Genomic DNA, 15,434 nt, shown 5'->3' on the forward strand with positions numbered 1-15,434 from the left:
TCCCGGCCACGCGGGCCACCAGGGCGAGGTCCCGGCGGTATGCGGATATGGTCGCCGGGGAGCGTCCTTCGGCCGACAGGCGGGCACAGAACGCCTCTGTCGCCCCCGTCAGGTCGAGGTCAGCCGTTCGGTTGCTCATCGCTGGACTCCTTCACCCGGCTGTGGCCCATGGGTGTGCTCTTGGGCAGAGGCAGCTCCTCGATGCGCCCCGACTCCCTGGCCCAGACCATCATCATGCGGAACACCCGGACGGTCTTGGCAATGGTGCGCTCGGCCCGCTCCTTGCCGTCGGGGAGTTTGAGCAGCAGGTCGGACTTGTAGAACTTTCCGACCTGGGGAAGCCGGATCTCGGCGAGTTGGCGATCCGCGCCGAAGAAGGCCTCCACCGCGTCGAGGTCCTTCCGGTAGGTGTAAAGGGTCCGCTCTTTCTTTCCGGATTCCCGCAGGTAGCCGATGAAAGCCTCTGCGGCTTGATGCACGGTGCATTCGGTCATGTCGATGTCTCCTTTGTTGGTGGCCCGGTGTGTTCAGGACAGGAACTCGTCCAGCTCCCGCAGCAGTTCCTCGACGTGGCCGAGGGAGCCGACGCTCGCCCAGGTGATGTCCGGCTGCTTCGCGTCCGCTTCGAGCTTGCCGCGAATGCCCTCTATCAGCCGGGTGATGTTCTCCTGCTTTTCTCGGTACGCCTTGAGTGCCTGCTGGCGGTTTCTGTCGTAGGTCATGGCCTGCCTCCGGTTCCGGTTTTCTTGGATGCGGGACCATCCCGCGTCACATCCAATGACGCTTCTATTTCGTTGGAAATCAAGTGTTTGCAGAGATCTTTCTGCATGTGCCCCAAACCCATAAACCAAAGGAGATCAACATGTTGAAGAAGACACTCGAATGGACCATCCCGCTGGTCCTGGCCGGGATCATGACCGGCTGCGCCACCTACCGGCCTCCGGCCCAGATCCAGTCGGCAGTGGCCACCGTCAACCGCCACACACCCGAGTATGTGACCGAGGCCAACAAGGCGCTGCGCGAGGTCGGCCACCCGGACGCCGAGCGCTTGACCGGTGTCGGCCTGCGCTTGCAGACCGCCGTGGACGCCCTTGACCAGTGGGCCAACGGCTCGAACCAGGAGGCAGGCCAATGAAAGAGATCCTTCAGGAAAACAGCGATGCCGTCCGCCAGGCCGGTGAGGCCCTGGTCGAAATCGGCACCGAGCTGGCGGCTGGACGGATAGAGAACGCCCTCGGCCGTCTGGAAGCGGCCCAGCAGCAGTACCTGGCCTGGGCGGAGTTGGACCAGGCCATCATCGACATTCAGGAAGCTGTCCACGACCGGAAGAACACCCTGGCCGTGCAGCAGATCCTGACGGAACTGGTGAGCACCATCCTCGGCAACGCCTTGAGGACGGGAATGCACTGATGGCGGTAACCGACAAGGAGCGCAAACTCGCGGCGACCCTGAGCGATCCCGTGTTGTGGGGGCAAGCCTACCTCTACAACCGGGATGGCTCAGGCCGCGACTACTGGCCGCACCAGGTGGAGGACCTGCGCTGCCCGGCCAAGAACATCATCCACCTCGACGGCCGGGACGTGGGAAAGTCCATTGTGCTCTCGACCGACGCGCTCCATTACGCCTTCACCACCCGGGGCGGCCAGGGCCTCATCGCGGCTCCGCACCAGGGGCACCTCGATACCATCATCGAGGAGATCGAGTTCCAGCTCGACACCAACCCGGATCTGATGAACAGCATTGCCCTGACCAAGTACGGCAAGCCCAAGATCCACCGCAAACCCTATTTCCGCCTGGAGTTCACCAACGGTTCGGTGCTCTATTTCCGCCCGGCCGGGGCTTATGGCGACGCCTTCCGGTCCCTGCACGTGGGCCGCGTCTGGGTCGATGAAGGAGCCTGGCTGACCGAACGGGCCTGGAAGGCGCTGCGCCAGTGCCTCAAGGCCGGGGGGACGCTACGCATCTACTCAACGCCCAACGGCCTGCGCGACACCACCTATTACCGGCTCACCTCATCGGAGCAGTTCCATGTGTTCCGCTGGCCGTCCTGGCTCAACCCCCTGTGGACCGAAGATCGCGAAGCCGAACTGCTGGAGTTCTACGGTGGCCGCGACAGCTCCGGTTGGCAGCACGAGGTGGCCGGTGAACACGGCAAGCCCTCCTACGGGGCCTTCAATGTCGAGCAGTTCAACCTCTGTCGGCAGGATCTGCTGGAGTACCAGAAGATCGTCATCACCGATTCCGAGATGCGCGACTGCGACACCGAGGAAGCGGCCCATGACCGGCTGGAGATGCTGCTTAACCTCACGCCCCGCAGCGGTCAGTTCTGGGTCGGCGGCGACCTGGGCTACACCAACGATCCCACCGAGATTGTCGTATTCCAGGAGTTGGAGATCGGCGAGCGGACGCTGCTGAAAATGATCCTGCGCGTCCATCTCGAACACGTATCCTATCCGCACATCGCTCAGATCATTGCGCTGCTGGAGCGTTACTACACCCCGGCGGGCATCGGCGTGGACAATGGCGGCAACGGTCTGGCCGTGGTTCAAGAGCTGCTCACCCTGGACAAGTACAGAGGGCTGGAGCTGGAAGGCAGGCTCAAGGGATACGACTTCGGCGGCATGACCCGGCTGGCGGTGAGGGACGGCAAGGAAGTCAAGAAGCGGACCAAGGAGCTGATGACCAGCCTCATCAACGGAGCCCTGCAACGCAAGCAGCTCATTTTCCCCTCGGACGACCTGGAGGTGGAAGACCAGTTCACCACCCACACCTACACCCTGCGGGACGGCAAGATCATCTATTCCAAGGGCAACGACCACATCATCGATGCGGTGCGCTGCGCCATGCTGATCCGGGAAGAAGGCAACCTCGACCCGGTCGGCGAAGAGGTGGTCTCAATCAAGCCGGTGCTCACCAATCCGGTTTTCATCTGACCGCATCCTTCGACGCTTTCCACCCCGCTCCGGTAAGTAACGGGCATCGAGCCGGGTTCGGCCCACACGGGCCGGATGTGCGGCTGTCATGGCCGAAACTATCGAGAGGATCACGTGGAAAGCACCGCCCATCAGGACGAACAACCCGAAAGCCTGGACACCACCGGCTTTGTCATCGCGCCGATGGCAGCAGCGGCCGCGCTCGACTCGGCCGCCTTCGCCAAGGTGAACGCCGCCGAAGCGATTCCGGCCACCTGGGAAGAACGCGCCCGCAAGGCCTGGGAATACTATGTCGAGGAGCCGCTGGTGAAGAACTGCGTCAACTCCTGGCGCACCTTCGCCGTGGGCGACGAGATCAAGATCACCAGCGATGACGAGACCCTCAAGGAGCAGGCTCTGGAGGCCGCCTGGCGGCTGAACATCTCGCAGTTCATCAAGGACATGGTTCTTCAGCTCCTGGTGAAAGGCGACGCCATCGGCTTCAAACGCTTCACCAAGTCCGGCCAGGACATCGAGGAGCTGGTCTGCGTCAACCCGGTTTCGGTCAAGGTCAAATACGCCCAGGGCGAGCTGATCGAGGCCCGGCAATTTCCCGAGGACACACCCGGCGGCGGCGAATCCATTCCGCTGCCCGTCGAGCAGGTGGTCCACCTCAAATGGGACGCACCGGCCTTCTCGCCCCGAGGCAACTCCCTCGTGCTTCCCGCCTTTCAAGCCATCGAACTGCTGCGCGACTACCGCCGGGCCGAACAGGCCATCGCCAAGCGCTGGGCCACGCCATTCCGCCTGCTCAAGGTGGGCGGCGCGTTCGGCCAGAAGATGGTGATGCCGGACCAGCGGATGCTCGAACAGGTTCGCGACATGGTCAACAAGATGGACATGAAAAGCGGCCTGGTGGTCCCGTTCTACGTCAATGTCGAAACCCACGGCACCGACGGCCAGGTCCTCAACGTCGAGGACAAGGTCAAGGAGGTGAAGGAAGACATCGTGGTGGCCCTGGGTCTGTCACGCTCGCTGGTGACCGGAGACGGCCCGAATTTCGCCACCGCCTCGGTGAGCATGCAGAAGATGATGGTCATGATCCGCGAGATCAAACAGGCCGCACGCAAGCTCCTCGACTGGGTGTTCGACGACTGGATGGAGCTGAACGGCCACAGCGACAAAAGCATCCAGTTCATCTTCAACGACCTCGACCCCAGCGACGCGGTCGATTTCAAGAAGCTCCTCATCGAACTCTACGACCGCAAACTCATCAGCCGCTCCAGCCTTCAGCTCAAGATGGACCTGGACCCGGACATCGAGGCCGCCAACCGCGAGACCGAACGTAAACAGATCGACCTGATGGACGAGAAACAGGTGAAGCCGGTGGTGGATATGGTTGTCTCCGGCATCCTGAGCGTGCCTCGCGCCCGGAAGATGCTCGGGATTCCGGCCGAGGACGATGAACCCACGGCGGAGGCGGCATTGGTCTGGTCGGGTGACCTGGAGTCCACCGGCGATGCTGCCGTGTGCGACGAGTGCAACCACTTCATTGCTGACACCAACCACTGCCGGGTCCACAACAGCGAGCGCACCTTCGACGCCCCGGCCTGTCGCTTCATCGACCGCCGGGAGCCTCGCTGATGCCGTCGGACCTCAAGCAGCGCATCCAGGCGGCCACCCTGAAGAGCCTGACGGCTCGCAACCGCTACAACGACCAGGTCACGGCCCAGCTCACCCAGGCGCTGAAACAGGCCGAAAACGAGGTCGCCCGCGCCACTCTCCAGTACCGCACCCTCGGCTCCCTGCCGGACAACAAGCTCGCCGCGCTCAAGGGGCTGGAAAAGCTCCAGCTCGAACTCGACGACACCATGAAACGGCTCAAGCGGGAGCAGACCCTGGTCTTTCGCAAGACGACCAAGGACTCCTTCAAGCACGGCATCCAGCAGGGAATCGGAGAGCTCGCCGACGCGGCGCTGCCGTTCTACGCCGACCTGAAGCCCGAGGGCATCGACAAGCTGGCCACCAAGGTGTTCACCATCGTCGACACCAACGCCCTCGACTTCATGGCGCAGTACAACCTCACACTTGCCGGTGACGTCCACCGCGAACTCGCAGACGGCATCAAGCGCACCATCCTGAACGGCGTCGCCACGGGCAAGGGAGCCGACGACATCGTCCGGGACATGGGCAAGGTGATTGTCGACAAGGACTCCTTTCGCCAGGCCGGAAGCCGGGTGTTCAGCAAGGCCCAGTACCGCATGGAGATGATCGCCCGCACCGAGGTCCTCCGCGCCCACAACATGGGCAGGCTCAAGTTCCACGAGCGGGTCGGCATCCAGAAACTGGAATGGCTGGCCATGGAGGACGAGCGCATGTGCCCGGTCTGCGGCGGCCTGGACGGCAAGACCTTTCCCATCGACAAGTTCCCGCAGCAACCCGCGCATCCGCACTGCCGCTGCACCAATATCGTGGCTTGGCCGATGACCGTCTGCGGCAGCGAGATGGCCGCCAAGGCCGCCACCCAGGCATCGCAGGGGGACGCCTGCATTCTCCCGCCCCACGTGCTGGAAGGCATGGCCGACGCCCAGGCCAAGGAGAACGCCAAGCTCAAGAGCGCCTTTGAAAACGGCGACATCGCCGACCTCGGCTCGCTGACGGTCAAACAGCTCCAGACCCTGGCGAAACAGAACGGCGTGGCCATCGCCCGGACCAAGGCCGATTTCATCAAGCTGCTCGATCTGGCCGAACCCGGCATCGATCACGGCGACCTGGCCGGAGCGGCACTCAGCGCCAAGCTCAAGGAACACAAGATCGGCCTGCTGCGGACCAAGGAAGAACTGGTCGATCTGCTCGGGCTGAAGCAGACGGAACTCAAACAGGCCAAGCTGCTCGCCGCCCAGATGGCAAAGATCCCTCCAGCCGAGGGGCTGGAGGGCATGACCGCCCAGCAGCTCAAGGAGATGGCGAAGGAAAACGGCATCTCCCTCAATATGACCAAACAGGAGACCATCGAGCTGCTCGACAAGCTGGAACCCGGAGTGGATCACAGCGGCCTGATGGGCAAGGAACTCGCGGCGGCCAAACAGAAGCACGGCATCGGCATCCTCAAGAACAAACAGCAGCTCGTCGAGGCGCTACAGAAGAAGGCCGGTGCCGATATGGCCGAGTCGGTCAAGAAAAAGGCGGTCGACGAGGCCAAGCAGAAGTTGATCCTGAAACAGAAAACGGCACTCGAAGACGCCGCCAAGGCCGTGGTCGTTCCCGACACGCCGACCGGCTACAAGGATTTCCTCGACGCGATTGCCAAGGCGGAACAGGCGGTTTCCGGCGGCACCGATCTGCCCCAGGAACTGCTTGCGGCCCACAGCAAGGAAATCGCCCTCAAGAAACAGCTCTTCCAGGATCAGGTCGGCAAACTGAAATCGGCAGAGCTCAAGACGCTCGCCAAGGAGACCAAGGTCCAGTATTGGCAGTGGGCCAACAAAGACGAGCTGACCACGCTCTTCACCGAGACCGACCCCGCGAAAATCAAGGCGGTTCAGGTCAGCATCGACACCAAGCACGCCGCATGGGCCGAAAAACATGGCGGCAAGAAGAAAACCGCTCCTGCCAAGCCCGCCACACCGAAGAAAGAGCCACCGAAACCGGCTCCACAACCGAGCCCGGTCAAGCCGCCCGAGCCCAAGATCGGCAAGAAAGGTGCGGAGTTCGCCACAGTCGATTCAGCGTGGCAGCAGAAAGGTCTGCCGTCAAAATTCAAGAAATCCGGCAAGGCCGCTGTCGGCGGCGCACATGAAAAGGAGTTCTGGACCGACGAAAACGGCGACAAATGGCTGTTTAAGCCCATTGGCCGCAAGGACGATGAGTTCATCGCCTTCGGAGAGGAAGCCGCCTACAAGATTGGCCGCCTGATCGACCCCCATTCCATCGAGGTGCGCACCATCCAATTGAACGGCCGCACCGGCTCCATCCAGAAATGGCGCACCGATCTGCGGGACGACTTCGATTTTCGCAACATACTGCCCCAGGATCTGACCACCATCGAACTGGAGCAGATCCAGCGCGAGCATGTGGTCGACTGGCTGATCGCCAACCACGACGGACATTCCAAGCAGTTCATCCGCGCCCGGGACGGTCGCGTCTACGGCATCGACAAAGGCCAGGCATTCAAGTTTCTGGGCCAGGACAAGCTCTCGCTCGACTATCACCCCAACGGCGTCTGCGGCGAGGAAGAGCCGTTTTACAACAAGGTCTTCCGGGCGGCCAAGGAAGGGAAGGTACGGGTCGATCCGAACGCGACCCTTCGCTACATCCAGGAAGTCGAAAAGATCGCCGACGAGGATTATCTCGATCTGCTGCGCCCCTACGCCGAGGGCCGGTTCGCCAAGGACCCAGCCGGGCTGAGGCATTTCTACGATCTGGCCCTGGAACGAAAGCACAATCTTCGACGGGACTTCGAGGCTTATTACGCCGATGTGCTGGGGGATCGGGGGTTCCGTTTCGACAAGCTGACGGCCGCCACCGGCAAGAAAAAGCTGCTCTCCTCCGCCGAGGAAGCCCTGGTTGAGGAAGCCCGCAAACTCGGCTGGCAAGGCAAAACATTGCCCTTCGACAGCGGCGACGTGGAAGATCAGAACGCGCTGATCTTCACCGAGACCTTCAAGGGGAAGAAGCGCACCGTGGTCAAGATGAAGATCCGGCCGGACACGGACCGCCGCATCGACGAAGTGCTGCGCAGGTATGTGCAGACGGCGGTCGGGGAAAAGGGACAACCGCTGGTCGAAGACAGCTTCTTTCCGACGATTCTGGACGCCGTCAAGAACGTCAATTTCCACGTGGGCGACGGCAAGTACAACCGGACCAAGATCGACAAGGCCCTGCGCCTGCGCAAGAAACTGGAAGCCCTGCAAAAGAGCGCCGACCCCAAGGTCAAGGAGATGGCGGACCACTATCTGAAATGGGTCAAGGAGATCGAAGAGTCCGTCGACTGGGACCGGGCCACCAACGGCGTATTCGATCAGTACTTGCCCAAGCTCGACGCGCAGAAACCCAAGGAGAAACCGCCGTTCAAGGTGGAACGTGGCAAGGTGACCCATACCAAGCGCAGGATCGGGTCCGGCACCATTACCGTCGAGGCCGACGACATCGACAACCGGACGCTGTTCAATCACAACTCCCGCATGCAGGACGGGCACCAGTACACCGTCACCTTCGAGGACGGCACCCGGGTCCGCTATCGCCCCTGGTCCGACACCAACCTCTATGCCCAGCGCGGCGAGCTGGAAATGATCCTGGACGGCGACGCCACCCCTGGACGGGTCGAGGCGATGCTGGAAAAGCTCGAACAGCTTGGGATCGATACCCGGGTGGCCACGGCGGAAAACGCCGAGCAGATGTATCTCGAAAAGCTCGCCTACATCCGCAAGACCGACAAGAGCGCCGACTACAAACGACTGCAGAAATCCCTCGACGACCGCAATGCCACCACCACCGAGCGGGTCCAGGCTCTGCGCGGCTATTGGCAAAAGGAACTGGGCGTTCAGGACATCACCCAGCTTTCCGGATACAACCCGCTGGGCGAATACCAGGCGGGTTTTCTGGACCGCGACGCCAAGGGCGGATACCGGCACCAGTTCCGGTTCGACATCACCGATGAGGAGCTGGAAAAACAGATGAAGGGCTATTCGCTGGTCCACGATCTGACCAACGGCGAGAGCATGTCCGGCTTCATCGACTTGATCATGGAGAACAACGGAGCCATGGTCAGCACGGTCGAGAAGATGCGCATGGGCGTGGCTCCGGGCGGAATGTCCCCGGTGGCCGACATGCAGACCGGCGGCGCGAGCTATTTCTTCACCCGAATCAAGAAGCAACCGGCCAGCGACGCCTCACCGGCCCTCTACTTCAAGAAACAGATGCTGCGGCGCATGGACGCCATCAGCTATGACCATGACGCCTACGGCAAGGTGATTGACGACTACGTGCAGCGCAACCGGGGAGCCAGCATCGATGATTGGAAGCGGTTCTCGCAGCGCCATGGCAACGAGACCATCTTCAAATACTCGGTGACGCTACTGGACAACATCGAGTTCATCGTGGCCAGAAGCGACAACGAACGCCGGGAGATCGTCCAGAGTTTCACCCGGCGCGGCATCAAGAAACTGCCCGACGGGCGCAAGGTGGAGGACATCGTCCATACCCCGCAAAGCTGGAGCAAACGCAAACAATGACCATGAAGGACTTTATCGAGCAGGAAAAACGGCGGCTGCAAGAATCGCTGCACTGGTTCAACAGCCGGGGCAGCCGCATGACGGTCAGAGAATCCGGGGATCTCTTTCTGGATACCCTGGTGGACAGCTTCACCGTCACCCGGATCGCACCCCATTTCGACGCTGCTGGCAACCATCTGCGCACCGATTTCTGGCTGTTGTGGAAGGCGCTCGGTTACGACGAGGGCTTTCAGCACGCCCACACCATCAAAGTGGTCGATGTCCGGGTCGAAGACACCCTGATGGCCGAACATGACGGCAAGGAGGCCGAAGGCTGGCTGATTGTCGAGCTGACCGACGATCTGGGCCGGATTCACCATGTCGAAATGATGGAGCCGGTCTCGGAGCCCGAGCTCGCGGCGGACTGGCAACGCTGGATCGCCTACCGACAAAAAAACGCCGAAAGATTCCACCGGATCGACGCCCAGCTTCTGGAAGAGCATCTCCAGATCGCGGAGGACTGGTCATGAAACTGCGCTATATGATCGACTCGATAATGGCCGACCGGCAAGCCACCGTCCCGGAATACGTGCCCGTGGGCGTCTGGGTTCAGGGGCCGGGTCCCGGTCTGGATGTGGAGATGTACTACCTCGACCGGGGGCCGAACGGGCTTGCCGACCGCAAGGACGAGGCCGCCTGGGTGGTCAACCGTCTGGTCGAGGCCGAGGCCACCTCGCTTCCGGCGAATTTTCTCGAATATCACCGGCTGTCCCGCTCCCCCTATGACGGGGTCTTTTCCGAGATCACCGAGAGCGACGAATACCCCTCCCTCGACGCCTGCGGCAAGGCCGTTCTGGCCCGGCTGAACCCCACCCGCTGAAATTCTCCGTCACCCTCCGACACATCAACGACGCTTCCGGTAAGTAACCGCTGAACGCTCCCCGCAGGTCGCGGAGAGCACAGCAAACTGACCGGAGACGTTGATGGAACTGTTCGCCACAGACCTGGAAAGGCTGGCGTTTCTACTGGAGGCCGATGCGGCGCTGACTCTCGATCCCGATGCGCTCGGGACCGAGGCCGCCGAACAGTCCGCTCCTGAAGAGCTCCCTCCCGAGAAGCGCCCCAAGTACATCACCAACTACATCGGCAGTAAGCAGAAGCTCGTCGACTGGATCTGGAAGCATACCCCGGAAGGCGTTGGCACCGTGCTCGACGCCTTTTCGGGGTCTGCGGTCGTGGCCTACATGTACAAGACCAAGGGCCTCCAGGTCATCGCCAACGACCGGCTCCGCTACTGCCACCACGCCGCCAAGGCGATCATCGAGAACAACTCGGTTCGCCTGAGCGAGGACGAGATCGAGGCGCTCCTGGCCGACAACGCCAAGGCGGGCAGCTTCGTTCAGGACAACTTCAAGGGCATTTTCTTCGCCAAGGGCGTCCATGCGCTGATCGACACCATCCGCGCCAACTGCGACAAGCTCTCCGGCTTCAAGAAAGACATCGCCCTGTTCGGCCTCGGCAAGACCTGCATGAGCGGCAAGGGCGGCTTCGGCCACTTCTCGTCGTCCACCGACTATGGCCGCCGCCAGGACACCCCAGACGAATTCAAGGATCGTCTGCGCAAGAACCTGCAGCGCATCAACGCCCTGGTCTTCGACAACGACAAGGAGAACAAGGCCCACCGGCAGGACATCAACGACCTGCTGCCGAAAGCCAAGGCGGATCTGGCCTACTTCGATCCGCCCTACGCCACCGAGTTTTCGACTACCAACTACGAGCGGGCCTACCACTTCGTGGAAGGGCTCATGACCTATTGGGAAGGGCTCGAAATCAAGGCCGACACCAAGGTCAAGTATTACGAGACCGACCACAAGACCGTCACCAAGGCCAACGCCAGCGAGTTCTTCCAGACCTTTCTCGGCAATGCCAAGCACATTCCGCACTGGCTGATTTCCTACCGCGATCACGCCTATCCCAACGAGCAGGAGATGAAGCGGATCATCGGCTCCTTCGGCAAACAGAGCCGGATGAAGTCCAAGGATCACCACTACGCCATCACCTCCAAGCACGGCGAGGCTTCCAACGCCAAAGAACGTCTGTTCGTCTGCGCTCCCGGGGCCAAGGCCAGCGCCGAACGGGAGGAGAAACCCGTTCCGATGGCCGCCGCCGCGAACTTCCACACCAGCATCCCCGTGGACATCCGGCTGGGCGATGGTGAACGCCTCGCGACCGAGGCCATGGATGTCGGTTCGGCGGGCGACCCCCAGTTCAGCTTCGTGCTCTGCCGAACCGGGACCAACAAGAACGGCGACCACTTCACCGCCGAGGAGTTGTCCGGTCGGCACATGACGGCCGTGAACAAGAAGGTCGATCTGCAGCATTCGCAGGAGTTCAACGACATCGTGGGTGGCATCGTCGCCGCCGACTACCTGGAGGACGACAACGGCGGCCGCGTGGAATGCGTCGGCGAGCTGTATGTCCACGACACCCCGGCCGCCCGGCTGGCCTACAAGCTGATGAAGCGCGGGATCATCTCCCAGGTCTCCATGGAGTGCGACTACCAGGAAGGCGAATGCTCGGTCTGCCACAAGCGCTTCCAGAACAAGGCCGACTACTGCACCCACCTGCGCAAATTCAAGGGCCGTGATGTGGGCGGCCAACCCGTTTTCGAGATTCTGCACGGCGTCACTTTCACCGGACTGGGACTGCTCGACCGCAAAGGCGCGGACGAGAACGCCAGGATTCTGCAGGTGGCGTCCCTTCAGAGCCAGCCCGACCAATCCCAACCCGAAGGAGATTCCACGATGGAAGACAAAACCAAACCTACAGATGAACCGGCCGTCGAAGCGGCCAAGAAGAAACCGGCCCAGCAGGAAGGCGATCCTGCCCGCGTTACCGACCTGGAAAAGGAAAACCGGCAGCTCAAGGCCCAGGTGGCCGAGCTGCAGAAACGAGTCCAGGAACTGGAAGCCGAACAAAAGGCGGCCGCCTGCCGCTCCCGGGCCAAGAAGCTGCTCACCCGTCTGGAGAAGCAGGGGCTCTCCTTCGCTTCCGAGGAGGACCGGGAAGCCGAGCTGAAACGCCTGGCCGAACTGTCCGACGAAGCCTTCGCCGCCACCGAGGCCGCTTACGAACGCCTGCCCAAATCGGCCAAGGCGGACAAGGACAAGGAAGAGAAACCCGCCGACAGCGACCAGGGCGGCAAGCCCGCCGCCAAGGCATCGACGGAAACCCCGCTACGCAGCGACGCCGGTGTCCGGCCCCACGATGTGGACGACCGCAAGGTGTCGCTCGAGGACCGTCTGCGCGACGGGTTCATGGCCGCTTACCGCAACCGTGTCGGCGAGGACTTTCCCGAACACTCGCAAATCAACGCATAAGGAGGAAACACCATGTCATTCATCAATCCGTGTCACCGCAGCCTCGCCTATGGCGACGGCCACATCCAGGGCGACGGCCAACTCGGCCAGGTGGTCCGCGTGGTCGGCGACGACCTGTTCGCCGTCAACACCGATCCCACCAAGCGCTCCTTCGGCATCCTGATCAAGGATTACGCCGGTGGCGAAATGCCCGGCATCTACTGCGACGGCGGCGTTTACGAGACTGACGCCTTCGAAGGGACCGTCGTCGCCGGAGACGACCTGAAAGTTTCGGCGAGCGGTCGGCTGACCAACGGCATCGCGGCCGGAGAGCACGTCGTCGCCCACGCCATTTCCGTACAGAGCGGCGTCCTCAAATTCCGCCTGCTCGTCTAACCCAAGGAGCCAACGCACATGAAAACCAATCAGTTGAAGATCCATTCCCAGGAATACATGGAAACCATGGCGCGGCTCATGAGCGAGGCTCTCGAGTCGCCCGAAGGCATGCGGGCGCTTGCCGCCGCCATTGCCGCGCCCATCGAACAGGAGATCAAGCGCAAGGAGATCTCCTCGCTGCTGCTCACCAAGCACACGCTGCCAAAGGGCGAACGCCCGGTCTACCAGAAGAAACCGACCGTCAAGGCCCACTGGATCAGCAAGGACGGCGACGCCCAGGAGCAGGAGGTGGGCAAAGACGAGGTCGAGTTCCCCACCAACCGCATCCACTCCAATCCGATGGTGGACGTGTCCGTCCTCAAGAACGGCAACATCGGCACGCTGATGGACATCCAGACCAGCGCCGCCGACGCCATCCGCAAGGAGATGGACCGCCGCACCATCTCGGTGCTCTCCTCGGCCATCCCGGCGACCAACACCATCGAGGTCACCGGCGACCTGCTCACCGAAGAGGCGCTGAACGAAGCCATCTCGATCATCGAGGACCTGGAGCTGTCGGTGAAGTACATCGTCATGCGCGGCCGCCGGTTCAACGACATGCGCGGCTGGAACCTCGATCCCCAGACCAAGCTCGAGCTGCGCCAGAAGGGCGTCATCAAGAACTACGGAACCGGCGGCATTCTGCTGACCGCCTCCATGCCGCTGGACGAGATCATCATCGTCCCGGATGAAGAGGTCGGAAAGATGCCGGTGCGCGAAAACCTGAAGACGGAGTCCATCGATCAGAAGACCCGCTTCAAGACCGGCTGGCTGGTGTGGTCCGAAATCGGCCAGGGCATTACCCGCCCTGACATCATGGCCAAGGTCAAACTGGTTCCGTAATCCGGGAGGTGATGTGACATGAATCGAATCAAGAACATCCGTCCCGGCGTTCTGGTGATCCCCGACGCCGGGTTGAAGCTCAAACCCGGTCAGGTGGTCGAGGTGGAACGCCTCACCAAGCAGATCCAGGCGGCTCTCAAGAACGGCCGCCTGGCCATGGCCGACAAACCGAAGCAGGAACCGCTCGCCCCTCCAGAGCCAGACCAGGACGCGGAACCGGTGGACCTGAGCAAGCTCTCCGCCACCGACGCGATTTCCAAGGTCAACGAGGAGGCCAATCCGGAGACCCTCAAGGGCTACATGGAAACCGAAAAACGCCGCACGGTGATCGACGCGCTCAAGAGCCGTCTGGAGGGCCTGCAAGGTGCTGCTGAGTGACCTGATCGCCGACCTGCGGCTCGACCTGTCCGATCCGGGCGCATCTCTCTTCGAGGACCAGACTCTGGAGAGATGCGTCCGGAAAGCCGTTTTCCGGGTCGGCCGTGACCTCGACCAATCGCTGACGATCACGGCCGGAGAGATCACCCCCGATCCCACCGGCGAGGTCCGCGAGCTCCTGGTGATCATGGCGCAGATCCACGCCTGCCAGGTCATGCGTTCGGCCACCGCCAACGCCTTCTCCTTTTCCAGCGGCGACAAGAGAGTGGACAAAACCGGACAGCCCGGCCACTGGGCCAAGCTCGAGGCCGATCTGCTCGCCGACTACCGGCAGCGGCTCACCGAGCTGCGTCCGGCCACCCAGCTCGATCAGGAAGCCTACATCCTGACCCCGAGCGGCCTTACGCCGGTCATCTACGAACAAGGGATCGATCTCGATGTTGTTGAATGACCGGGAACGCGCCGAAGCCGTGGCCGATGTCGCCCGGCTGATCCTCTCCTCGGGCCAGACCGCACGCATCCTGCGCGTGGTTCCCGGCGAGCGGCTCTACGGCACCGACGATGCCGAATACACGGAAATCTCCGTCATCCCCCTCGAACTGAACGAAACCCCGCCGGAGGAGCTGAGCGGCAAGATCGACGCGCTCGCCTGTGTCCTTCCGGATGCCGATGTCCGGGGTGAAGACCGCCTGGCCACCGACAGGGAAACCTATCGCATACAGAGTGTGGAAGAAGAACACTTCTTCGGCACCGTCACTCACAAGAACCTGCAACTGGTGAAGCTCAATGGGCGTTAGGCGGACCGGTGACTGGGACAAGGCCCGCGCCAAGCTGACCACCGGCATGGGGCCGCGCCTGGCCACGGCCCTGCGTCAGGCCACGATCCGCAACGCCCTTTTTCTGGTGCGCGAGATCCAGCGGGGGATTCGCTCCCAGGCCCCGGGCGGACAGGCTTTCGTGAAACTCGCCGAAAGCACCATCGAGCGCAAAGGTTCCAGCAAGGCGCTCATCGACACCGGCTTTCTCATCAACGCCATCACCCAAAAAATCATGGCAGACAAGGCGTTCGTCGGACTGCTGCGCGGCACCGTCAACAAGGACGGTGAAGACATGGTGAACATCGGTGCCGTCATGGAGTACGGAGCCACCATCAAACATCCGAACGGCGCGACCATCATCATCCCCGCCAGACCTTTTCTACATCCGGTGATGGAGAAGTACCGCGAGCAGATCCTCCAGAACTATCGTGAGGCGATCCGCTCCGCGCTTTGAGCCTCCGACACATCGCCAGCGCT

At 62.0% G+C, this 15,434-nt stretch carries 16 protein-coding genes; 14 read left to right on the forward strand and 2 right to left on the reverse strand.

What is annotated here, in order from left to right; genetic code table 11:
• Positions 1–119 precede the first annotated feature (119 nt).
• The gene (locus ACTVJH_RS08480) at positions 120–494 is read right to left on the reverse strand and encodes a hypothetical protein (RefSeq protein ID WP_013258632.1); all 375 of its coding nucleotides are present in this window, start codon (positions 492–494) and stop codon (positions 120–122) included.
• Between the two features lie 33 nt (positions 495–527).
• Positions 528–722 (reverse strand): hypothetical protein, encoded by a 195-nt coding sequence (locus ACTVJH_RS08485; protein ID WP_011367833.1) that lies wholly within the window; start codon positions 720–722, stop codon positions 528–530.
• Positions 723–862: 140 nt separating this feature from the next.
• Here ACTVJH_RS08485 and ACTVJH_RS08490 point away from each other — a divergent pair, with 140 nt between their 5' ends.
• The 14 genes from ACTVJH_RS08490 (at position 863) to ACTVJH_RS08555 (ending at position 15,411) form a co-directional block, all read left to right on the forward strand.
• On the forward strand, positions 863–1,135 hold the full coding sequence (locus ACTVJH_RS08490; RefSeq protein WP_013258631.1) for a hypothetical protein: 273 nt from the start codon (positions 863–865) through the stop codon (positions 1,133–1,135).
• Positions 1,132–1,410 carry a hypothetical protein gene (locus tag ACTVJH_RS08495; RefSeq protein ID WP_455989430.1) on the forward strand — a complete coding sequence of 93 codons (279 nt, stop codon included), beginning with the start codon at positions 1,132–1,134 and terminating at the stop codon, positions 1,408–1,410. Before ACTVJH_RS08490 ends, ACTVJH_RS08495 begins: the two co-directional genes overlap by 4 nt.
• A complete protein-coding gene (locus ACTVJH_RS08500) occupies positions 1,410–2,933 on the forward strand; it encodes a terminase large subunit domain-containing protein (protein WP_455989432.1) in 1,524 nt (507 codons plus the stop codon). Before ACTVJH_RS08495 ends, ACTVJH_RS08500 begins: the two co-directional genes overlap by 1 nt.
• A gap of 114 nt (positions 2,934–3,047) precedes the next feature.
• The gene (locus tag ACTVJH_RS08505; protein ID WP_455989434.1) at positions 3,048–4,556 is read left to right on the forward strand and encodes a phage portal protein family protein; all 1,509 of its coding nucleotides are present in this window, start codon (positions 3,048–3,050) and stop codon (positions 4,554–4,556) included.
• Positions 4,556–9,145, forward strand: a complete 4,590-nt coding sequence (locus ACTVJH_RS08510) for a minor capsid protein (RefSeq protein WP_455989436.1) — start codon at positions 4,556–4,558, stop codon at positions 9,143–9,145. Before ACTVJH_RS08505 ends, ACTVJH_RS08510 begins: the two co-directional genes overlap by 1 nt.
• Positions 9,142–9,654, forward strand: coding sequence for a hypothetical protein (locus ACTVJH_RS08515; protein WP_011366965.1), 513 nt, complete (start codon positions 9,142–9,144; stop codon positions 9,652–9,654). Before ACTVJH_RS08510 ends, ACTVJH_RS08515 begins: the two co-directional genes overlap by 4 nt.
• On the forward strand, positions 9,651–10,004 hold the full coding sequence (locus ACTVJH_RS08520) for a hypothetical protein (RefSeq protein ID WP_011366966.1): 354 nt from the start codon (positions 9,651–9,653) through the stop codon (positions 10,002–10,004). Before ACTVJH_RS08515 ends, ACTVJH_RS08520 begins: the two co-directional genes overlap by 4 nt.
• A gap of 103 nt (positions 10,005–10,107) precedes the next feature.
• Positions 10,108–12,504: a DNA adenine methylase gene (locus ACTVJH_RS08525; protein ID WP_011366967.1), complete on the forward strand. Its 2,397-nt coding sequence runs from the start codon at positions 10,108–10,110 to the stop codon at positions 12,502–12,504.
• Between the two features lie 12 nt (positions 12,505–12,516).
• Positions 12,517–12,879: a hypothetical protein gene (locus ACTVJH_RS08530; protein ID WP_011366968.1), complete on the forward strand. Its 363-nt coding sequence runs from the start codon at positions 12,517–12,519 to the stop codon at positions 12,877–12,879.
• An 18-nt stretch (positions 12,880–12,897) separates the two neighbouring features.
• On the forward strand, positions 12,898–13,761 hold the full coding sequence (locus tag ACTVJH_RS08535) for an HK97-fold major capsid protein (protein WP_011366969.1): 864 nt from the start codon (positions 12,898–12,900) through the stop codon (positions 13,759–13,761).
• Positions 13,762–13,779: 18 nt separating this feature from the next.
• A complete protein-coding gene (locus ACTVJH_RS08540) occupies positions 13,780–14,139 on the forward strand; it encodes a hypothetical protein (protein ID WP_011366970.1) in 360 nt (119 codons plus the stop codon).
• A complete protein-coding gene (locus ACTVJH_RS08545) occupies positions 14,126–14,590 on the forward strand; it encodes a hypothetical protein (RefSeq protein ID WP_015721246.1) in 465 nt (154 codons plus the stop codon). The genes ACTVJH_RS08540 and ACTVJH_RS08545 overlap by 14 nt, the downstream gene beginning before the upstream one ends.
• Entirely contained in the window at positions 14,577–14,936 is a 360-nt protein-coding gene (locus tag ACTVJH_RS08550) for a hypothetical protein (RefSeq protein WP_155314805.1), read from the forward strand. Before ACTVJH_RS08545 ends, ACTVJH_RS08550 begins: the two co-directional genes overlap by 14 nt.
• Positions 14,926–15,411, forward strand: a complete 486-nt coding sequence (locus ACTVJH_RS08555) for a phage virion morphogenesis protein (protein WP_011366973.1) — start codon at positions 14,926–14,928, stop codon at positions 15,409–15,411. Before ACTVJH_RS08550 ends, ACTVJH_RS08555 begins: the two co-directional genes overlap by 11 nt.
• The last annotated feature ends 23 nt before the right edge of the window (positions 15,412–15,434 follow it).

This window comes from Desulfoplanes sp. PS50 (genome assembly GCF_053851535.1).